19 protein-coding genes are annotated in these 19,929 nt (G+C 72.2%); 5 read left to right on the top strand and 14 right to left on the bottom strand.

Annotated elements, in window-relative coordinates; translation table 11 throughout:
* Positions 1-33 precede the first annotated feature (33 nt).
* Genes ACFYOB_RS19345 through ACFYOB_RS19335 form a run of 3 tightly spaced genes read right to left on the bottom strand, consistent with a single transcriptional unit; the run spans position 34 to position 2,308 of the window.
* Entirely contained in the window at positions 34-249 is a 216-nt protein-coding gene (locus ACFYOB_RS19345) for a hypothetical protein (RefSeq protein ID WP_388561046.1), read from the bottom strand.
* Positions 250-288: 39 nt separating this feature from the next.
* Positions 289-1,146 carry an arylamine N-acetyltransferase gene (locus tag ACFYOB_RS19340; protein WP_388561045.1) on the bottom strand — a complete coding sequence of 286 codons (858 nt, stop codon included), beginning with the start codon at positions 1,144-1,146 and terminating at the stop codon, positions 289-291.
* Between the two features lie 19 nt (positions 1,147-1,165).
* Positions 1,166-2,308, bottom strand: a complete 1,143-nt coding sequence (locus ACFYOB_RS19335; protein ID WP_362394797.1) for an NADH-quinone oxidoreductase subunit D — start codon at positions 2,306-2,308, stop codon at positions 1,166-1,168.
* A 31-nt stretch (positions 2,309-2,339) separates the two neighbouring features.
* On the opposite strand from ACFYOB_RS19335, the gene ACFYOB_RS19330 reads away from it, so the two are divergent.
* Together ACFYOB_RS19330 and ACFYOB_RS19325 are read left to right on the top strand one after the other, a co-directional pair.
* A complete protein-coding gene (locus ACFYOB_RS19330) occupies positions 2,340-2,831 on the top strand; it encodes a PH domain-containing protein (protein ID WP_388561044.1) in 492 nt (163 codons plus the stop codon).
* On the top strand, positions 2,828-4,222 hold the full coding sequence (locus ACFYOB_RS19325) for a PH domain-containing protein (protein WP_388561043.1): 1,395 nt from the start codon (positions 2,828-2,830) through the stop codon (positions 4,220-4,222). Before ACFYOB_RS19330 ends, ACFYOB_RS19325 begins: the two co-directional genes overlap by 4 nt.
* Before the next feature lie 77 nt (positions 4,223-4,299).
* On the opposite strand, the gene ACFYOB_RS19320 is transcribed toward ACFYOB_RS19325, so the two are convergent.
* Positions 4,300-4,977, bottom strand: a complete 678-nt coding sequence (locus tag ACFYOB_RS19320; protein ID WP_328926938.1) for a response regulator transcription factor — start codon at positions 4,975-4,977, stop codon at positions 4,300-4,302.
* A gap of 17 nt (positions 4,978-4,994) precedes the next feature.
* Positions 4,995-6,194 (bottom strand): sensor histidine kinase, encoded by a 1,200-nt coding sequence (locus ACFYOB_RS19315; RefSeq protein ID WP_388561042.1) that lies wholly within the window; start codon positions 6,192-6,194, stop codon positions 4,995-4,997.
* 107 nt (positions 6,195-6,301) lie between these two features.
* Between ACFYOB_RS19315 and ACFYOB_RS19310 the strand changes: the two genes are divergently transcribed.
* On the top strand, positions 6,302-7,297 hold the full coding sequence (locus ACFYOB_RS19310) for an SAM-dependent methyltransferase (RefSeq protein ID WP_388561041.1): 996 nt from the start codon (positions 6,302-6,304) through the stop codon (positions 7,295-7,297).
* On the opposite strand, the gene ACFYOB_RS19305 is transcribed toward ACFYOB_RS19310, so the two are convergent.
* The 5 genes from ACFYOB_RS19305 to ACFYOB_RS19285 all read right to left on the bottom strand — a co-directional run bounded on the left by ACFYOB_RS19305 (position 7,294) and on the right by ACFYOB_RS19285 (position 14,064).
* Positions 7,294-8,373 carry a C40 family peptidase gene (locus ACFYOB_RS19305; RefSeq protein ID WP_388561040.1) on the bottom strand — a complete coding sequence of 360 codons (1,080 nt, stop codon included), beginning with the start codon at positions 8,371-8,373 and terminating at the stop codon, positions 7,294-7,296. The genes ACFYOB_RS19310 and ACFYOB_RS19305 overlap by 4 nt on opposite strands.
* Positions 8,374-8,420: 47 nt before the next feature.
* Positions 8,421-8,903, bottom strand: coding sequence for a poly-gamma-glutamate biosynthesis protein PgsC/CapC (locus tag ACFYOB_RS19300; protein WP_388561039.1), 483 nt, complete (start codon positions 8,901-8,903; stop codon positions 8,421-8,423).
* A complete protein-coding gene (pgsB, locus tag ACFYOB_RS19295; protein WP_388561038.1) occupies positions 8,900-10,504 on the bottom strand; it encodes a poly-gamma-glutamate synthase PgsB in 1,605 nt (534 codons plus the stop codon). The genes ACFYOB_RS19300 and pgsB overlap by 4 nt, the downstream gene beginning before the upstream one ends.
* A gap of 6 nt (positions 10,505-10,510) precedes the next feature.
* The gene (locus ACFYOB_RS19290) at positions 10,511-12,745 is read right to left on the bottom strand and encodes a cache and HAMP domain-containing protein (RefSeq protein ID WP_388561432.1); all 2,235 of its coding nucleotides are present in this window, start codon (positions 12,743-12,745) and stop codon (positions 10,511-10,513) included.
* Between the two features lie 122 nt (positions 12,746-12,867).
* Entirely contained in the window at positions 12,868-14,064 is a 1,197-nt protein-coding gene (locus ACFYOB_RS19285; protein WP_388561430.1) for a CapA family protein, read from the bottom strand.
* A gap of 140 nt (positions 14,065-14,204) precedes the next feature.
* On the opposite strand from ACFYOB_RS19285, the gene ACFYOB_RS19280 reads away from it, so the two are divergent.
* Complete coding sequence (locus ACFYOB_RS19280; protein WP_388561428.1) at positions 14,205-15,188, top strand: hypothetical protein; 984 nt, start codon at positions 14,205-14,207, stop codon at positions 15,186-15,188.
* A 64-nt stretch (positions 15,189-15,252) separates the two neighbouring features.
* Here the strand turns inward: ACFYOB_RS19280 and ACFYOB_RS19275 are convergent, their stop codons facing one another.
* The gene (locus ACFYOB_RS19275) at positions 15,253-16,803 is read right to left on the bottom strand and encodes a M28 family metallopeptidase (RefSeq protein ID WP_388561037.1); all 1,551 of its coding nucleotides are present in this window, start codon (positions 16,801-16,803) and stop codon (positions 15,253-15,255) included.
* Between the two features lie 127 nt (positions 16,804-16,930).
* Positions 16,931-18,055 carry a DUF5937 family protein gene (locus ACFYOB_RS19270; protein WP_388561036.1) on the bottom strand — a complete coding sequence of 375 codons (1,125 nt, stop codon included), beginning with the start codon at positions 18,053-18,055 and terminating at the stop codon, positions 16,931-16,933.
* Between the two features lie 51 nt (positions 18,056-18,106).
* On the opposite strand from ACFYOB_RS19270, the gene ACFYOB_RS19265 reads away from it, so the two are divergent.
* Positions 18,107-18,307 carry a hypothetical protein gene (locus ACFYOB_RS19265; protein ID WP_388561035.1) on the top strand — a complete coding sequence of 67 codons (201 nt, stop codon included), beginning with the start codon at positions 18,107-18,109 and terminating at the stop codon, positions 18,305-18,307.
* Here the strand turns inward: ACFYOB_RS19265 and ACFYOB_RS19260 are convergent.
* Both ACFYOB_RS19260 and ACFYOB_RS19255 read right to left on the bottom strand, forming a co-directional pair.
* On the bottom strand, positions 18,291-19,028 hold the full coding sequence (locus ACFYOB_RS19260; protein ID WP_388561034.1) for a GntR family transcriptional regulator: 738 nt from the start codon (positions 19,026-19,028) through the stop codon (positions 18,291-18,293). The genes ACFYOB_RS19265 and ACFYOB_RS19260 overlap by 17 nt on opposite strands.
* Positions 19,029-19,117: 89 nt before the next feature.
* On the bottom strand, positions 19,118-19,927 hold the full coding sequence (locus tag ACFYOB_RS19255; RefSeq protein WP_388561033.1) for a type III pantothenate kinase: 810 nt from the start codon (positions 19,925-19,927) through the stop codon (positions 19,118-19,120).
* Positions 19,928-19,929: the final 2 nt, after the last annotated feature.

The following is a 19,929-nucleotide window of genomic DNA, read 5'->3' as shown; positions in this document are numbered from 1 at the left end:
GCGCGGGTACTCAGCCCGCGCGGATCCCCGTACTCAGAACAGCGGCAGCTGCCCCGGATGGGGCGCCAGGGCGAAACCGTCGAGCATGGGCGCCGAGGCGCCCAGGACCACCCGGGCCCGGGAGCCGGGGCAGGACACGAGGTCGCCGCGGCCCCGCCCGGCCGGTGGATCGTGCCGGGCGATCCTCCCGGCGGTCACGGCGCAGTCGCGGCCGCAGGCGGGGCAAGCGCGACGGGGGGAGTGGGACATGCCCCAAGTCTGCCCTGTGGCACCGACATCGGCCTCCCCCTAGACGCTCCCCGGCCGGGCGGCGAGCCACGCCTGGTGTGCCCGGTCCACCCGGTTCCACAGCGCCGCCCGGTCCGCGGGGGTGAGGTCGTCCAGGTTCCGCCGGAAGACGCTCCCGATGACCTCGAAGAACTCCTCGGCGCCGGTCAGTTCGCGCTCGCTCGTCCCCTTGGCGCCGTCGATGCGGGTCAGGATCCGGCCGCGCAGCGCGTCGGAGCCCTCCGCGTCACGCCGCAGTACCGCGAAGGTCCGTACGAACGGGGACTCCCCAGCCGTCGAGAGCCACGTGTGCATGGCCTCGAAGTCGGCGGTCACGGCCGGGGCGTCACGGAAGTTCACCCGGGGCATGGGGCCGGCGCACTTGCGCAGCGTCCAGCCCGGACCCTCGCCCTCCAGCGGTTCCAGCCGCTCCAGCGCGTACCGGAACCCGCCCTGCTCGTACGCGCCCTCGCGCAGCGGCAGCGGTTCGTACGGCCCGTCGCCGAGGCCGGCGTCCACCCAGTACGTCGTCCCCTCGACGCGGACGGTCAGGGTGAGGTGCCCGCCGCTGATCCCGCGGTCCTCGGGATCGGCGTTGACGCCTCCGGCGTGCCGCGTCACCTCGTAGCCCAGGGATTCGAGGAGCAGCGCGAACCCGCCGTTGAGGTGGAAGCAGTAGCCCCCGCGCCCGGCGGCGAATCGCCGGGCGGACAGCTCGGGGTCGATGCCGGGCGGCCGGCCGAGCTGGATGTCGACGTTGTCGTACGCGATGTGCTCCAGGTGCGCCCGCTGAAGGGCGAACAGCCCTTCGGCGGAGGGGACACCGGGGTCGGTGATGCCGAGCCGGCTCAGGTAGCCGCCGTGTATGCCAGAGGTCATCCGGCAACCCTAGATCGGCCTACTTGTCGATGTCCCCGACGACGAAGAACAGCGAGCCCAGGATCGCCACCATGTCCGCGACCAGCTGCCCCGGCAGGAGCACGGCGAGGGCCTGGATGTTGTTGTACGAGGCGCTGCGCAGCTTCAGCCGGTACGGGGTCTTCTCGCCCTTCGAGACGAGGTAGTAGCCGTTGATGCCGAGGGGGTTCTCGGTCCAGGCGTACGTGTGGCCCTCGGGTGCCTTCAGGACCTTGGGCAGGCGCTGGTTGACCGGGCCGGGCGGGAGTTCGGCCATCCGGTCCAGGCAGGCCACGGCGAGGTCGAGCGCGTTGTGGGTCTGGTCGAGCAGGACCTCGAAGCGGGCCAGGCAGTCGCCCTCGGGGCGGGTGACCACCTTGAGGACGTCCTGGAGCTCGCCGTACGCGAGGTACGGCTCGTCGCGGCGCAGGTCGAAGTCGACGCCGGAGGCGCGGGCGATGGGGCCGGAGACCCCGTACGCGTGCACCGCCTCGGCGGACAGGACGCCGACGCCTCGGGTGCGGCCCCGGAAGATCTCGTTGCCGTGGACGAGCTTGTCGTAGACGTCCATGCGGGTGCGGACGTCGGCGATGGCCTCGCGGGCCCGGCCGAGCCAGCCGGCCGGGAGGTCCTCCTTGAGGCCGCCGACGCGGTTGAACATGTAGTGCATGCGGCCGCCGGAGATCTCCTCCATGACGGCCTGGAGCTCCTCGCGTTCGCGGAACGCGTGGAAGATCGGGGTGATCCCGCCCAGTTCGAGGGGGTACGAGCCGAGGAACATCAGGTGGTTCAGCACCCGGTTCAGCTCGGCCAGCAGGGTCCGCATCCACACGGCCCGCTCGGGGACCTCCATGCCGAGCATCCGCTCGACGGCCATGACCACGCCGAGCTCGTTGGAGAACGCCGACAGCCAGTCGTGGCGGTTCGCGAGCATCACGATCTGCCGGTAGTCGCGGGCCTCGAAGAGCTTCTCCGCACCGCGGTGCATGTAGCCGACCACCGGCTCGGCGCTGACGATCCGCTCGCCGTCCAGGACGAGGCGCAGGCGCAGCACGCCGTGCGTGGAAGGGTGCTGGGGGCCGATGTTGAGCACCATGTCGGTGCTCTCCGCCGCGCCGCCGATGCCGACCGTGGTCTCCGTCATGCGGGCATTGTCTCAGTCCTAGGGTGGGGGGATGGATACGGGGACGACGGGTGAGACGGACAGGCCCGAGTGGGTGGGGCTGCCGGGTGGGCTGCTCACGCTGCGGCGGCTGCTGCTGGTGATCTGGGGAGGCGTTCTCGCGGTGGCGACCGGCGTCGTACTGGGCCTGCTCGCCGGGCCCGCTTGGGCGGCCTTCGCGGGGTGCTGGCTCGTCGTCCTGGCCTGGGGGTGGGTGCTGCTCGGCCGGAACTGGCGGTCCTGGCGTTACGCCGAGCGCGCGGACGACCTGCTGATCAGCCGGGGCGTGCTGTGGCGGGAGGAGACCGTGGTCCCGTACGGGCGGATGCAGCTGGTCGAGGTGACCTCGGGGCCGCTGGAGCGGCGCTTCGGGCTGGCCTCCGTGCAACTGCACACGGCGGCCGCGGCGACGGACGCCAAGATCCCGGGCCTGGTGCCGGCCGAGGCGCAGCGCCTGCGCGACCGGCTCACCGAGCTCGGCGAAGCAAGGTCGGCGGGCCTGTGAGCGCCGGTCCGGAGGGCGGCGAGCCGGCGGTACCGTACCGGCCCGCCGCCGTGCCCGCGGGCGGGCCCGCCGCCGTGCCCGCGGCCGGGCCCGCGGGGTCGGCAGGTGAGCGGAGGCTGCACCTGCTCACTCCGCTGCGGCGCGCGTGGGTGCCCATCGCCGCGACCGTCGGCGTCATCGCCCAGCAGGGCGACCGGGCGGAGCGCTGGATAGCGGACCTGCCCGCGCTCCTGCGGGTGGCGGCGCTCGCGGGCCTGCTCCTGGTGTTCGGCACGTACGGATTCCTGAGCTGGTGGTTCACCCACTACGCCGTCACCGACACCGAACTGCGCATCCGCACCGGGCTGATCTTCCGGCGCACCGCGCACATCCGCCTCGACCGGATCCAGGCGGTCGACGTCACCCGGCCGCTGCTGGCCCGGCTGGCAGGGGTCGCCAGTCTGCGGCTCGACGTCATCGGCACCGAGGAGAAGGACGAGCTGGCCTTCCTGGGCGAGAAGGAGGCCGTGGCCCTGCGCGCCGAGCTCCTCGCCCGGGCGGCGGGCTTCGCTCCCGAGGAGGCGGCGCGCCTGGGCGAGGCCCCCGAACGGGAGCTGTTGCGCGTGGGCCCGCGCGACCTCGCCGTGTCGCTGCTGCTGAGCCTCGGCGTGTGGGCGGCGCTGGCCGGCGGGATCATCGCGCCCGTGGTCGCCTGGTGGATCAGCTCCAGCCCGTGGGCGGCCGTGGTCACCCTCCTGCCGATACTCGGCGCCGTCTGGTCCGCGAGCGCGGGCCGCTTCCTCGCCGAGTACGACTGGACGGTCGCCGAGTCCCCGGACGGGCTGCGCCTGGACCACGGACTGCTGGACCGGGTCCACGAGACCGTGCCGCCGGGGCGCGTGCAGACCGTACGGATCGTGGAGCCGCTGCTGTGGCGGCGGCTCGACCGGGTCCGGGTGGAGCTGGCCGTGGCGGGTTCGAAGAACGGGGTCCTGGTCCCGGTGGCCTCGCGGGCCGCCGCGTACGCCGTGATCGCCCGGGTCCTGCCGGGGGTGGACCTGGCGGCCCTGTCCTTCACCGGCTCCCCGGGGGCCGGTTCGCGCTGGGTGGTCCCGGTGTGGTGGAAGGGCTACGCCCTGGCCGTCTCGCCGGAGGTGTTCGCCGCCCGGCGCGGCCTCCTGTGCCGCCGTACGGAGATCGTCCCGCACGCCAAGGTGCAGAGCGTCCGCCTCACCCAGGGCCCCTGGGAGCGTGCCCGCGGCGTGGCCGACGTCCACGTGGACACCGGCGCGAACGCCACGGTCACGGCCAGGCTGCGGGCCGCGGACGAGGCCGCCGCCCTGCTGGCCGCCCAGGCCGCCCGGGCACGTACCTCCCGTGCGTCGGCCCGTCCGGACCGCTGGATGGCGTAGGGCCGGACGAGGGGTTGACCGCGGCACGGACGGCGTCCCCCGGGCCGGGCTGCCCGGGGGACGCCGTGCGGGGAGGACTACGCGGCCGGGCCGCCGCCCGCCCGGACCAGCCCCGTCTCGTACGCCAGGACCACGACCTGGACGCGGTCGCGCAGGCTCAGCTTCGTCAGGATGCGGCCCACGTGCGTCTTCACCGTCGCCTCCGACAGGACCAGCCGGGCCGCGATCTCGCCGTTCGACAGGCCCTGCGCCACCAGCAGCATGACCTCGCGCTCGCGCTCCGTCAGCCGCTCGACCTCCTTGTTCCGCGGCTCCTCGGTCGTGGTCGGCAGCATCGGGGCGAACCGGTCCAGCAGCCGCCGCGTCGTCGACGGGGCGACCACGGCGTCGCCGCTGTGCACCGACCGGATCGCCGCCAGCAGCTCGGCGGGCGGCACGTCCTTCAGCATGAAGCCGCTCGCGCCCGCCTTCAGCCCGGAGAACGCGTACTCGTCCAGGTCGAAGGTGGTCAGGATGATCACCTTCGGGTGCTCCGGCGGCTCACAGATCCGGCGCGTCGCCTCCACCCCGTCGAGCTTCGGCATGCGCACGTCCATCAGCACCACGTCCACCTTGGTGGCCCGCAGCACCTCCAGAGCCTCCAGGCCGTCGCCCGCCTCGGCGACGACCTCCATGTCCGGCTGGGCGGCGAGCACCATCCGGAAGCCGGTGCGCAGCAGCACCTGGTCGTCGACCAGCATCACTCGGATGGACATCCGTTACCTCGTCCTCTTCAACTCTTCTTCAAGGGAAGCAATGCGCTGATCCGGAAGCCGCCGCCCGGCCGCGGCCCGGTGTCCAGGGTTCCGCCGACCATACCGATCCGCTCGCGCATGCCGATCAGGCCGTGCCCGGCGCCGTCGGCGCCGCCGTCCTCGTACAACTCGTGTGCCGCGCCCCGCCCGTCGTCCTCGACGAGCAGGCCGAGCCCGTCGTCGAAGTAGACCAGCCGCACGCTCGCCTTCGCGTCGGGCCCCCCGTGCTTGCGCGTGTTGGTCAGCGCCTCCTGCACGATCCGGTACGCGGTCAGCTCGACGCCACTGGGCAGCCGCCGCGGCGCGCCCTCGACCTCGAAGTCCACCGAGAGCCCGGCCGCCCGTACCTGCTCGACCAGGACCTCGATCTGCTCGACGTCCGGCTGCGGCACGTAGTCCTCCGACTCCTGCGGCTCGCCGGTGCGCAGCACGCCCAGCAGCCGGCGCATCTCGGCGAGGGCCTGGCGGCCGGTGCCGGAGATGGTCTGGAGCGCCTCCTTGGCCTGTTCGGGGGCCACGTCCATGACGTAGGCCGCTCCGTCCGCCTGGACCACCATCACCGAGACGTTGTGCGCGACGACGTCGTGCAGTTCGCGGGCGATCCGGGCGCGCTCGGCGGCCACGGCCACCTTGGCCTGGGCCTCGCGCTGGTTCTCCAGCCGCTGGTTGCGCTCGATGAGCTGGGCGTAATAGGCCCGGCGGGTGCGCAGCGAGTCGCCCAGCACCCAGGCGAGGACGAACGGGACGATCATGAAGAGGGCGAAGAGGACGTTGTCGACGTCGTTCGTGCCCTTGTCCACGCCGTACCGCAGGAAGTAGAGCGGCGCGGCGGCCAGCCCCCAGCCCAGGGCGGTGCGCGACACCCAGCGCGGGACCTCGCTCGCGGCGACCGTGAAGAGGATGACGAGCATCGCGAAGTCGTAGAACCCGGCGACGATGCCGAAGGCCAGCTGGTAGAGCCCGGCGCCGAGGGTGAGCCAGAACATCGCCTGGGTCCACCTGCGGCGCAGCGCGACGGCGACGCTCAGGGCGACCACCGCCGGGACTGCTACGAGCCGCATGGAGGCGCTGAGGCCTTCGGACACGACGTTCACCATGGAGATCCCGAAGAAGAGGACAGCCCAGAAGCTGTCGACGCCCGTCGGGTGTCTGCGGAGGAAGTCGTAGAGGCGCTGCACGTAACCCAGAGTAGGGAACGCAGATAGGTGCTGGAGTCAACCAGAGGTGCGAACCTCGCGCCGGGCGAGTACTCCCCAAGGTGGACGGTGACCATAACCTTTGTGTGATGCGTGCTCAGGGAGAAGCTCAGGGGGACGGCGTGATTCCGGTCCGGTGGCGGGCGGCGATGGAGGCCGCGCTGTACGGGCCCGACGGTTTCTACGTGCGGCCGGGCGGTCCGGGTCCCGCCGGGCACTTCCGTACGTCCGTGCACGCGTCCGGGCTGTACGCGGGGGCCGTGGCGCGGCTGCTGCGGTGGGTGGACACCGAGCTCGGGCACCCGCAGGGGCTGGACCTGGTCGACGTGGGGGCCGGGCGGGGGGAGCTGCTGGCCGGGGTGCTCGCCGCGCTGCCGGCGGAGGTGGCCGCGCGGGTGCGCGCGTACGCCGTGGAGCGGGCGGAGCGGCCCGCGGGGCTCGACCCCCGGGTCCGCTGGGTCGCGGCGCCGCCCGAAGGGATCGCGGGGCTGCTCTTCGCGAACGAATGGCTTGACAACGTGCCGCTGGAGGTCGCGGAGGACGGGCGCTACGTCCTGGTCGCGCCGGACGGTACGGAGAGCCCCGGTGGCGCCGTCGACGGCGCGGACCTGGCCTGGCTGGAGCGGTGGTGGCCGGGCGGCGGGCGCGCGGAGATCGGCCGGGCGCGGGACGAGGCCTGGGCGGCGGCCGTGGCGAGCGTGGAGCGGGGTCTGGCGGTGGCGGTGGACTATGCCCACACCCGGGACGCGCGGCCTCCGTACGGCACCCTGACGGGGTTCAGGGCGGGCCGGGAGGTTCCGCCGGTCCCCGACGGCAGCTGCGATGTCACCGCCCATGTGGCCCTGGACGCGTGCGCGGGCCCGGGCTCGGTCCTGCTGACCCAGCGCGAGGCCCTCACCGCCCTCGGCGTCTCGGGCGCCCGCCCCCCGCTGGCCCTGGCCTCCACCGACCCGGCGGCCTACGTCCGCGCGCTCGCCTCGGCGGGCGAAGCGGCGGAACTGACCTCTCGTACGGGCCTGGGCGCCTTCGGCTGGCTGGTCCAGCCGGTCGGCATCCCGCCGTGGCCGCGGGCGGACCGGACCTAGAGCCGCTTCGCGCTGCGCAGGGTCGTCGCGTAGTAGCCGTTGCCGTCGAGGCGCGAGGTACCGCCCTTGTCACCGATGGTCGGGCCGTTGGCCTCCTCCCGGCTGGAGATGAAGATCTTGTGGCCGTCGGTGTCCGTGCCCAGGTAGATGCCCGTGTGGTCGAGTCGGTCCTTGGTTCGCGCGTCGAGCTTGAAGAACAGCAGGTCGCCCGGCTGGATCACGTCGATCGAGACGGGCCGGTCCTGCGCGCCGACCCCCTTGAGGGGCAGGATGTCCGCGCCCAGGGCGGCGCGGGCCATGCCGTTCGCGGTCCGCGGCAGGCCGGAGCCGGGCTTGTCGTCGGACAGGAGCGGGTAGCGGGCCCGGTAGCCGAAGACGGTGCGGACGAAACCGGAGCAGTCCATGGACCGGTACCTGGCCGTCTGGGGCTGCTTCTTGGTGCCGTCGCGGAAGGTGTACGGGGTGCCGAGGTAGTCGTAGAAGTCCGACTGCTCCAGGCGCAGGTCGTTGCCGACCGAGCCGGCGGGGTTGAGCGGGCCGAAGGAGGCGTCACCGGCGTACGAGGTGCCCTGCGCGTCCTTCTTCACCGGGGCCTGGTCGCCGTACTGGAACGCCATCGCGAAGATGTCGTCCTCCTGGCTCCCGAAGTACTTCTTGAACCACTCCTTGAACCACTTCTCGTTCTCCGCGCCCGGCTTCCACGCCTCCGGCATGAGGCGGACCCAGTTCTCGGTCACGACCCGGGTCGTGGTGTTGGCCGGTTCGGTGAAGGTGCGGCTCGGCCCGGTGAGGGTGGCCGTGCGGGCGCCGTCGGTGAAGGTGGCCAGCACCTGCCCGGTGCCGTCGCGCATCACCGACCGGTCGGGGCTCTGGAGGCGTTCCCACTTCTCGGCACCCGCCTCGCCCGCGCCGGCACCGGCCGCGATGTTCTGGTCGGCGACGACCTGGACGGCGGGCGCCTTGGCCTGCTCCTGTGCGCGCAGCGCGTACGTGAGGTACGCGCTGCCGGCCAGCAGCGCGAGCACGATGACCGCGTGCAGCGCGGAACGTGTGCGGCTCTTCGACTTGGCGGTCATGCGGGGGGCTCCGGGGCGGTTGAGGACGGGCGCGGGACTGTTCGGGGCTACGCGGCCGGCATGACGCCGAGCAGGATGCCGGCGGTCAGCACGACGTACGTCATGAGCGTGGCGCTGCCGGTGGCGAGCAGGGTGGCCCCCTTCGGCTGGCGGACCAGCTGGTAGCCGATCAGGCCCGGAACGATGAAGCCGAGGGTCTGGTTCGTGTAGAGGAGCGGGAACTCCATCTGGAGCACGATCACGACGGTGGCCTGGAGCAGGACGCCGAGCAGCACGACGGCCGCGAACAGCCGCTTGCCGTAGAGGATCACGAAGCGCTGCACGACGAGCGTCAGCACGTACGTCGTGACGGTCACGCCGACCACGAGGGCCGCTCGCTGGAGGTCCTCCAGGAGGGTCAGCGCCAGCCAGCCGGGGGTGATCATTCCGCCGGGGGAGAGGTTGGTCGTGAGGTAGCAGACGAGCGAGAACAGCAGACCCAGGGCAATGCCGATCGCGGCGATCTCGGGGGTGAGGACGGCGGGGATCAACGGGTTTCTCCTGGCTTGTGCCATTGCCCCTGTGGGGGGTTCGGGTGGATCTGCGGCTGCGGCTGCGGTGGCGGCAGTTGCTGCTGCTGCGGCCATGCCGGTACCGGCGTGGCGGCGCGGATGCCGTACGGGTCGGGGGCCGGGGCGTGCGGCGCGGCCGCGCCCGGCGCCTGCGCGTACCCGGCCGGCACCTGCGGGGCCCGGGCGTGGGGGACGTGGCCGTACGGGACCTGGCCGCCCGGGCCATGGGCGTAGGGGCCCTGGCCGTTCGGGCCCTGCGCGTACGGGTCCGCGCCGTACGGAGCCTGCGCGTACGGGTCCGCGCCGTACGGGGCGTCCGCGTACGGGTCGAGGGGGCGGGCGAACTGCCCCGTCGGCTCCTCCGGCCATCCGGGGTCCCCGCCCTCGGCGTCGTCCGCCTCGTCCGGCGGCAGCTCCGCGAGGTGCTCCAGCAGCACCTCGCCCTGCCCGTGGATGTTGCCGATGGCGACGAGCGAGGAGCTGGGGCCGAGGTGCCCCAGCAGCTCCCGCATGAACTCCTCGCCGTCGCGGTGGTCGCCGCCCAGGTCGACGGCGCGGTCGCGCCACTCGGCCGGGATCGCGTCGATGGCGCTCTTGGCCGGGTGGCCGATCACGAAGACCTTGTCCGGCCGCAGGTCGGGGATGATCGCGCCCATCTGGCCGTTGCGCTCGACCCGGTCGGGCCGGCAGTTGATCACGACGCTCAAGGGGCGTTCCACCGCACCCAGGTCCAGCAGCTGGTTGATGTTCATCAGCGTCGACTCGGGGTCGTTCGCCGCGAAGACGTTGGCGAACCGCAGCCGCTTCCCGCCGGGGGCCAGGTACCGCTCGACCGAGAGCACCCCCGGGTCCGGCGGGGCCTCGTACATCCCCCGCAGGGCGGTGTCCCGGTCGACGCCGAGGAGCTCGGCGACGGTGAGCGCGATGGCGACGTTCTCCTTGAAGGTGAACCAGCTGAAACCGCGCAGCTCCTCGTCGCTGACCGTGTCGGGGTCGGCGTACACCAGTCGGCAGTCGCGGGCGTCGGCCTCCTCCTGGAGGACGTCGAAGCGTTCCTTCTCGGCGGTGACGCAGATCCCGCCGTACGGCATCGAGCGGGACAGGGAGCGCGCGATGTCGTCGAGGGTCGGGCCCATCTCGGCGACGTGGTCCTCGCGGACGTTGCACAGGACGCCGATGGTCGACTGGATCAGCTTGGACTGGTTGATCTCCTGGAGCGCCGGCATGACCGCCATGCATTCCATGACGAGCGCGTCCGGCCGGTAGGCGGAGGCCCGCCGCACGATGCCGATCTGCTCCACGACGTTGGCGATGCCGAACTTGCGGTAGACGGGCTCCTCGGTGGCGTCCGGGTGGATGAACCGGGCCGCCGTGCCGGTGGTCTTGGCGACCGTGGTCAGACCGCCGCCGCGCAGCGCCCCCGCGCACAGCCGGGTGATGGAACTCTTGCCGCGGATGCCGTTGACCAGCACCCGGTTCGGTATCCGGTGCAGGCTGGCGAAGTGCCGCCGCTGCTCCACGATGCCCGCGACGAGCATGATCGCGCAGCAGACGAGCAGTACGCAGTAGAGGAAGAGCACGGGGGATCAGTTCCTTCCGGCCGGGGCGGACGCCCGCCCGCCGGCCTGCTTGCGCTGCTGCTGGAGCTGCTGGCGGATGATCTCCAGGCTGCGCGTCACGGCACCCACCTCGTCGTGGTGGCGCGGGTACAGCACCGTGCGCCGGTCGCCGTCGGCGAGGGCCTCGGCGCGCCGGGCGAGTTCGCGCAGCGGGGCGACCACGATGATCTGGAGCCAGCCCAGGCAGGCCGCGCCGACCGCGAAGCCGAGCAGGCCGGCGAGGACGGTGCGGTTCTGCAGGCTGTACTCGTGGATCGCCAGGCCCTTGGCGGACTGCCAGCTGACCACGGTCCAGTCCAGGGGCTTGGCGGCGCCGCCGCCCACGAACGGGGCGGCGGCCGCGATGACGTGGTCGCCGCCGCTGCGGTAGAGGATGCTGCCGGGCCGTGGGGACATGCCGACCTTGAGGGCGGAGCCCTCGACGAGGGCGTCGAGCCGCTCGTCGTCGAGCTTCTCGAAGGCGCGGTAGCCGCTGTTCGAGGCGATGATCCGGTGCTGGGAGTCGACCACCCGGATCTCTCCCAGACCCGGCCGCTTGAGCAGCGAGTTGACGAAGTCGATGCGGAACTCGCCGACGACCGCCGTGCCGCCTTGGCCGGGGATCTGGGCGGTGGCGACGACGACCGGCTCCTTGCCGCCGTCGTGGAGGGCGATCGGCTCCTTGCGGGGCCCCTTGCCACCGGCGGTCTGCGGTGTGCCGCCGGCCTGGGCGAGGACGTTGCCGGCGCCGTCGAGCACGTAAAGGGACGCGTAGCGCAGGTGTTCGCGGGTGGTGCGCTCCAGGACGGTGGTCATGTGCTGCGGGCTCGTGTCGTCGCCCATCAGCGAGGCGACGGACAGCAGGTCGGCCTGGCCCTCGTTGAGGGCGCGCCGGATCCGGTCGTTGAGGGTGTCGGTGCGCTCCCGCTGGTCGCTGACCAGCTGCTGCGGTACGACGACGTCCTCGCCGGCCCGGTTGACCAGCAGGCCCAGCGGCACGCACCAGGCCAGGAGCAGGACCCCGCACAGGGCGAGGAGCACGCGGGCGCCCGTGCGGCGCTTTCGCCTGCCGCGGGGGACGTGCGCCGGGTCCGCGTCGTCTCGCAGCTGGCCGCGCAAGCGCTCCAGGGCGGTCCCGATCCGGGCCGCCTCGGCCCCGCGGGGCAGGGACACCGGGCGGGTCAGGTCGCCGCGGGTCAGCCGCCGGCTCTCCAGGAACAAGGTGATCAGCGGGCGCTGCACGGTGCCGACGAGCAGGGCGACGACCAGGGCGCCGACCAGCAGCAGACCGCCGGCCAGGACCAGCCCGGCGAAGGCGTCGGAGGTGCGCGCGGGGTTCTGCGCGACGTTGACCATGGCGACGACGGTCAGTTCCAGGCTGGTGGCGGTGGTGCCGACGCCCGGTTCGGGGCCGGCGAGGCGCGCGTAGCCCGCGGCGGCGCGTTCACCGCCCCATTCGCCTCCCAGCAGGCTGCCGCTGACCCCTGGGAAGCCGCCGGAGCCGGGCTCCTTCGCGGTCAGGGGGTTGGCCCTGGTCCGTTTGGCCGCGGTCTTGGCGAAGGAGGCGAGCTGCTTGGTGTCGCGTTTGACGTCGGCGCGCTGGAGGTCGGTGAGGACCATCTCGGGCTCGGGGATGCCGTCGTTGCTGAGCACCGTGCCGTCGGATCCGACGACGGCGATGGACCGGAAGTTGCCGAGGCTGATGCCGGGGAAGCGCAGGCTGCTGGAGGCGACCAGCAACTGCTGGGGCTGGTCCTTCCAGGACAGCAGGGAGAGGGTGAGCAGCCGGGTCTCGCCGTTGGCCAGCTTGACCATGCGGGGGGCCAGGCCGCCTTCGCCGGAGAGCCGGGTGCGGTCGATCGCGGTCAGGGGGAGGTTCTCGCCGCGGGCGGCCAGCAGCCGGCCCGAGCCGATCTCGACGACCGCGGTGCCGCGCCACTTCTGGTAGACGCTGCCGATCTTGTCGAGCACGGCGTCGGGGGCGACGGGCTTCCCGGTGGAGAACAGGGCCGCGGCCCGGTCGAGGTCGGTGACGCTCTCGTCCAGCGAGGCGCGCAGGGCGATCGCGCCGTCCTCGGCGAAGTGCTGCTGGGAGGTGAGCACGGCCGCGGGCAGCCGGTCCTCGCGGACGCTTCCCAGGCTCAGCGCGGTGAACCCCGCCAGGGCGAGCAGCAGCACCGACAGCACGGTGATCGGCGGTCTGATGCCGCCGAGCAGTGACATGTCGGCCCTGCGGCCGGCCTTGCGCCGCCGCTGGTTGCGGGATGCGGCCACGGAGCGGGGTCCTTCCTGGACTGCGGGAGAGCGGGGGGTCGTAACTACGAGGGCCGGTGCGCCCGGTGGCGTTATCCGGGCAGCCCCCGCACGGGTCGCAGTCCGTCCTTGCCGGCGCCGCGGTTGAGCATGGTGCCCTGGGTGCGCTCGAAGGCCAGGCGATAGCGGGCGCGCTGCTCCGGCAGCAGGTTCTTGTCGTTCTGGAGGGCCTCCACGACGTCGACCAGGCGGTGGTCGCGTACCGGCTGGGTGTTCGTGCCGGGCAGGTCCGACCCCGGGTCGCTCTCGGGGTCCGGCGGGATGTCGGTGAAGGTGGGCACGAAGCGGGCCTGGACGTCCCACTTGCCGTTCTTCTCGCTGAACTCGAACCAGCCGATGGCGCCCTCCTCGGTCAGACCGCTGGGCACGTCGTGGCGGGCGAGCTGGTTGCCGAGGCCGTAGGCGACCCATGTGCCGTCGACCTTCTCCATCGGCTGCACGACGTGGGCGTGGTGGCCGATGACCAGGTTGATCCCGGTCTCCTTGGCGATCCGGCGGGCCAGTTCCAGCTGCGGGTTGCTCGGGTTCGGCTGGTGCTCGCGGCCCCAGTGGATGGAGAGGATCACCACCTCGGCTCCGGCGGCGCGGGCCTTCTTCTCGGCGGCGGCGATGGCCTTGAAGCTGATGAGGTTGGCCAGCCAGGGCTTGTCCTTGGGGACCTCGCGCCCGTTGAAGCCGAAGGCGAAGGAGATCTGGGCGACCTTGACGCCCTTGACGTCCAGGATCAGGGGCTTGTCGCTCTCGTCCTTGCTCCGGGCGGATCCGGTGTGCTTGAGGCCCTCCCGGTCCAGGGTGTCCAGGGTGCGGAAGACGCCCTCCGGGCCGTGGTCGAGGGTGTGGTTCGAGGCCGTCGAGCAGGTGTCGTACCCGACGTTCTTGATCGTCTTGGCGATCTGCGGCGGGACGAGGAAGTCGGGGTAGGTCTGGAAGGGGCCGTTCGGCTGGCCCAGGACCGGCTCCATGTGGCAGATGCCGAGATCGGCCTTGCTGATGACCGGCTTGACCCCCGCCATGATCCGGTCGAAGTCGTACCCCGTGTGCCCGGCCGCCTTGGCGTCCCGGGCGGCCTGGTCGGTCAGCTGGGGGTGGATGAGGATGTCGCCCGCGGCGGCGACGGTGAAGGACCGGCCCGCGCTCCTGGCGCCCGCGCCCGCCGCATCGCCCGCCGCCGGCCCCGGCTTCTCCTGAGCTCCGCCGAGGAGGCCGCATCCCGCGAGCGAAAGGCTCAGCGGGAGGATGAGGAGCGCGGCGCGGGTCAGGGCGGAGACCGGGCGGGCAGGGGCGATTTTCACTCAGCTATTTTCAGCCAGTGAAGACTGTGAAGTTCACAAAGGACATAACGATTGGTGCGATCGTCTGCGGCGTGATCATGCTGCTGGTGGCCTACGCCACTTTCGATCCAGCCAATTCGGTCGAAAAGGGAACCGCACCCGCTGCGCCCCCTGTGGCGCAGGACATAGACCTGCTCGACCGGGTCACCCGATTCGCCGCGGAATTCGGCACGACGGGCGGCTATCGCGCGCCCACTCAGGCCGAGAAGACGATCATCGTCGAGGGTATTTCCGCCCTTTTCGAGGGGAATGTCGACGCGGCGCGCTCCCGGCTGGCCGAGGTGGACTACAAGCTCGACACCTTCACCGACACGGCCGGCGGACGCCGCTTCGCGGAGGTCTCCGACGGGGCGGGCCGGTCCGGTTCGGCCACCCGGGGCTGGGGCCGTGTCTACGTCGACCTCGACGGACCCCCGCGCTGGTCGGTCCAGGTCCCGCACCCCGTCGCCGACCAGGGCACCGAGCGGCTCGGGGCCAGGGTGCTGCGCGGCGCCCCCGGCGGGGTCATGGTCATGGCGGGGGCCCACCGTACGGCGGGGACCGGCGCGGGCCCCGGGGAGGGCGCAGCCGGCGACGAGGCGGACGACGGGGGCGAAGGGGGCGAAGGGGGCGAGGGGGCGCCGGCCGACATGGCGCACCGCACCGACTCGGTCTTCCACGCCGTGATCGCGGAACTCGCCCGGCGCGGCCTGCCGGGCATCCAACTGCACGGCTTCGCCGACAGCTCCGTCCCCGGCACCGACTCCGTCGTCTCCACCGGTGCGGGGAGCCGGGCGGTCGAGGACGCCGAACGGCTGGCCGGAAAGCTGCACGGGCAGGGCTTCGACGTGTGCCGGGCGTGGTCCGCCACCTGCAAGCTGTCGGGCCGGACCAATGAGCAGGGCCGGCTCGCCGCCGAGCACGGGACCCGCTTCCTGCACGTGGAACTGAGCAGGACCACCCGCTCCGGCTCCCGTCGGCTGGACAAGGCCGCCGAGGCGATCGCGTACGTCACCGCGGGGTGGTCGCGGGGCGCCCCGTAGGAGACGGCGAAGGGGCCGGCACCCCGTGAGCGGGATCCCGGCCCCTTCGGCCACCTGGGTGTGACTACTGCTGGACCTCGTCGTGGCCCTCGTGCAGGCCGCCGCCGCTTCCGCCGCCGGGCGTCGGCGCGGAGACGACCGGCTTCGAGAGCGGGGCCAGGTCGAAGGCGTAGTGGCCGACCGCGTCCGCGATGACGTCGACGTTGATGTCGAGCGCCTTCTGGTCGATGTTCGTGATGTCGTCACCCTTGCCGTGGTAGTTCACGTCATAGGCGACGCCGGCCTGCCCGCCGAACTTCGCGGCCTCCTCCGGCGTCTTGATGCCCTCGGCGCCCGTGAACGTACCGCCCGACGGGATGCCGACCTCGATGAACGGGCCGTAGTCCGAGCGGCCGGAGAAGTCCGTGCCCGCGTGCGGGATCTTCTTGGAGTCGAGGAAGTCGTTGATCCCCTTCTCCAGCTGGGCGGAGCCCTCCGGGCCGGGGCCCGCGCCCACCCCGTCCGAGTTGTCGCCGTCGTACACGAAGTACGCGGAGTTCGGCGAGGCGATCATGTCGAAGTTCAGGTAGAGCTTGATCTGCTTCTTCTGCGCGTCCGTCAGCCCCGCGACGTACGCCTCGGAGCCGAGCAGGCCGTACTCCTCCGCCGACCACCAGGCGAACTTGACCTTGTTCTTGATCTTCGTCTGGCTGCTCGCGAGGCGCTGCGCGACCTGGAGGATGCCGGCCGAACCGGAGCCGTTGTCGTTGATGCCCGGGCCCGCCGCCACCGAGTCGAGGTGCGCTCCGAGGAAGACGGTGTTGTCCGCGTCCCCGCCGCGGGTCTCCGCGACGACGTTGTACGTCTTGCGGTTCTCGCGGAACTGGCGGATGTCGAGGGTGACCTCGACCGGGCCGGCCGCTGCGTCGGCGGCGAGCTTCTCGCCGTCCGCCTGGGTGATGCCGCCGGTCGGGACCTTGCCCGCGTTCGCGTCGCCGAGGGTGCCGTTCAGGGCGCCCGCCGTGTTGTTGTAGATGACCGCGCCGACCGCGCCGGCCGCCGCCGCGTTGGCCTGCTTGGCGGCGAAGGTGCAGCCGCCGCGCTTGACAAGCGCGATCTTGCCGGTGAAGGCGCCGGCGGCGAAGTCGCCGGGCTCGCAGCCGTTCGTACCGTCCGCGTCGACCGGCGCCACGGCGACCTGGGCGGTCACGCCCCCCTCGGGGGTGCTCGCCGTGTACGTCATCAGGTGGATCGGGACGTCGTGCGCGCCGCTGCCGTTCACCGTCAGCTTCTCGGCGATGGTCTCGACGTAGACGAAGTCGAACTCGTTCTTCGTGACCTGGTAGCCGGCCGCCTTCATCACGGCCTCGACGTACTTGGCGGACTGCTCGTGGCCCTTGGAGCCGGCGACGCGCGTGCCCTTGTTGTAGTCGGCGATCGACTGGAAGACCTTCAGGTGGCTGTAGGCGCCCTTGCCGGTCGCGTCCTTGACCAGCTTCCTGGCCAGCGCGTCACCACGCGCGGCGTCGCTCTGCGGGCTTCCGGTGGCACCGGCCGGCCCGGCGAGGAGCAGCGGGGAGACGAGGGCCGCGGCTGCCAGGGCGGCGGTTGCTGCGGCTATACGGCGAGAGGGCATGTAGGTCCTTTCACGGCAAAGTGCGAGCAGGCGAAACGGTGGACGCACGTTAAGCAGCGAAGAGCCACTCTGGCCAGAGTTTTAACTGATTCCGGTTCAGCAATTCCGCATATCGGCGAGCTTGCGTCTAACGGAGGATGCCCTCGATGAAGTCCGAACCGATGCGGGCGACCGCAGGCAGATCCAACTGATGTTGGGCATAACGCCCTTGACGCCGTGTATGGATCAGACCGGCCTTTTTCAATACCGCCAGATGCCGTGACACCTCCGGCGCGGTGATCCCGTACACGGTCGCCAGCTCGCTCGTCGTGTACGGGGCCCTGGCCAGACTCCGGCACAGCATCATCCGCATGGGATGTGCCAGTGCCTCCATCCGCCGCTGGAGCAGCTCCACCGATCCGGGCGCGGCCGCCAGTTCGGGGGTGCCGAGCGGGTAGTGGACCACCGGCCGCCAGCCCGGCGCGTGCAGCACCAGCAGGTGCGGCCAGCCGAAGTTGGTCGGTATGAAGACCAGGCCGGGGCCCAGGCGGGGGTCCATGGCGGTGGTCGAGCCGTCGACCATCTTGTCGGCGGTGATGGTGGTGCGGCCCTCGTCGACGCCGAGCGCGCCCGAGACCTCCTTCAGTGCGGCCGGCAGCCCCTTGCGGCGCAGAAGCTCGGTCTTGTGCCGGGCGTCGGCGCTCTGCCCGGGCTCGACGCGCTTCCAGGTCTCGGCGAAGAACGCCTCGTCGCAGTCCTCTAGGAGCCGCCGCATCCACACCCGGACGGCGGCGGTGTCGTCCAGCAGGCGCAGCGAGAAGTCCAGCTGGCGGGGGCCGCGGGCGGCGGCCGTCTCCAGCGCCCTGGCACGCGCCGCCGGGTCCGTGAGCGGGGAGGGCCAGCCGCCCTCGTTGTACAGGGCCAGCCAGCAGTGCTCCAGGGCGGCCATCACGAACCGTTCGTCGTCCAGCCGGTCGAGTACGTCGAGCTCCTCGGCCAGGGTCGCGGCGGGCAGTCCGGTCCCGCCGGGGACTCCGGCGAAGGGCATGAAGATGTCGGCGAAGGAGCTCCGCCACATGAAGTCGCCCTCCAGCAGCCGGTCCGCGAGGCACGGGTCGAGGGCGGCGGCGGTGGCGGTGGTCCAGGAGCTGAGCGCGGGGTGGTGGGCGGGCTGGGAGAGCGCGTGCAGGGCCATGCAGAGCTCCGCGAGCGGCGAGGGGGAGAAGGAGATCCGCTCGGCGGGGAGCCCGGCGATGTCGATGGTGACGCTCATCCGCCCATTCTGCGGGGTGCGCCCGGGCAGTCACGGGGAGAGGGTGGGCATATGACCGCAATCGAGCAATACCTCATCGACATCTACCGGGCGTCCCAGCACGGCGACCCGATGCCCCCGCCGCCGGGTCGGGACGATCTCGCCGTGGTCCGCGAGACCCGGTCGTACGAGCAGTTCCGGGCCGTACTGGACGGACGCCCGGGCAATCACCCCTGGTGGGCGGCACTGCGCAGGCTCACGGCCCGAACGTGATCTCGTACGCGACCTCCGCGCGCCGGTCCGCGACCATGATGTCGGCCGTCTCCACCGGGCGGCCGTCCGCCGCGTAGTGCGTCCGCTCGATCTCGGTGATCAGGTCGCCGACACTGATGCCGAGCAGATCGGCACGCGCCTGGTCCGCGCGCGCCGGCCGCGGGATCTCCGTCGCCGATACGACCGTCACCCCGATCGCCCGCATCCGCTCGATCACCCCGGCCCCCTTCAGCGGCCCGTTCTCCGGGAGTACGACCGGCGTGCGGTCCGTGACCGCCATCGGCTCCCACGACTCGCAGGTCTCCACCGGCCGCCCCTGGGACAGGAACGCGTACGAGGTGACCACGCACGGGTCCCCCGGGGCGATGGCCAGCCGCGCCGCGATCCGCTCCGGCGCCGGGGTGCGGGCCTTGGACCGCGACTGCCACGTACCGCCGCCGTTGTCGCGGCCGCCCGGGCCGCTCAGCCGCCGCAGCCGGGAGCGCGGGATCCGCATCCGCCGGCGCGGGCCCCGGACGTAGGTGCCGGAGCCGGCCCGGCCTTCGAGGAAGCCCTCGATGATCAGGAGCTCCATCGCCCGCTGCGCGACGCTCTGCCCGACCGCGTACTCCTCGGCGAACCGGGCCCGCGACGGCAGCCGGGCTCCGGCCGTCCATTCCCCGGCCCTGATCCGCTCCCGGAGCGCGTCGGCAATCTGCAAGTACGCAGTGTCACGAGGCATTTGGACAAGTTAACACCGCGCACATGCGCGTGCCCCCGGCTTCCGCACCCGTGAGCGGGAGGAGCCGGGGGCACTCATCTGCCGCCCCGTTACTCGAAGTTGGGCGCGTTGCGCTCGTAGACCAGCCGCAGGCCGATCAGCGTCAGCCACGGCTCGTGGTCGTCGATCACCGAGGACTCGCCGAGCACGATCGGCGCCAGCCCGCCGGTGGCGATGACGCGGACGTCGTCCGGGTCGCCGTTCGGGCCCGCCAGCTCCTTGGCCATCCGGGCGACGATCCCGTCGACCTGCCCCGCGAAGCCGTACACCACGCCCGACTGCATCGCCTCGACCGTGGACTTGCCGACCACGTTGCGCGGCCGGGCCAGTTCGATCTTCCGCAGCTGGGCGCCGCGGATTCCCAGTGCCTCCATCGAGATCTCGATGCCCGGGGAGATCACCCCGCCCACGTACTCGCCCTTCGCGGACACCGCGTCGAAGGTGGTCGCCGTACCCAGGTCGACCACGATCGCCGGGCCCCCGTAGAGCTCGACCACCGCGACCGCGTTCACGATGCGGTCCGCGCCGACCTCCTTCGGGTTGTCCATGAGGATCGGCACGCCCGTCTTGGTGCCGGGCTCCACGATCACCGCCGGCACGTCGCCGTAGTAGCGGCGGGTGACCTCGCGCAGCTCGTGCAGGACCGCCGGCACCGTCGAGCAGATCGCGATGCCGTGGATGCCGTCGCCCAGCTCGCTGCCGAGCATCGGGTGCATGCCCATCAGGCCCTGCATGAGCACGGCCATCTCGTCCGCCGTGCGCCGCGGGTCGGTCGAGATGCGCCAGTGCTCGACGATCTCGTCACCGTCGAACAGCCCCAGGACCGTGTGGGTGTTGCCCACGTCGATGGTGAGGAGCACCG

Origin of the sequence: Streptomyces sp. NPDC006463 (assembly GCF_042870715.1) — a bacterium.
Lineage (GTDB): Bacteria > Actinomycetota > Actinomycetes > Streptomycetales > Streptomycetaceae > Streptomyces.
The sequence above is the reverse complement of the archived record's forward strand: the minus strand, read 5'-3'. Positions and strand labels throughout refer to the sequence as shown.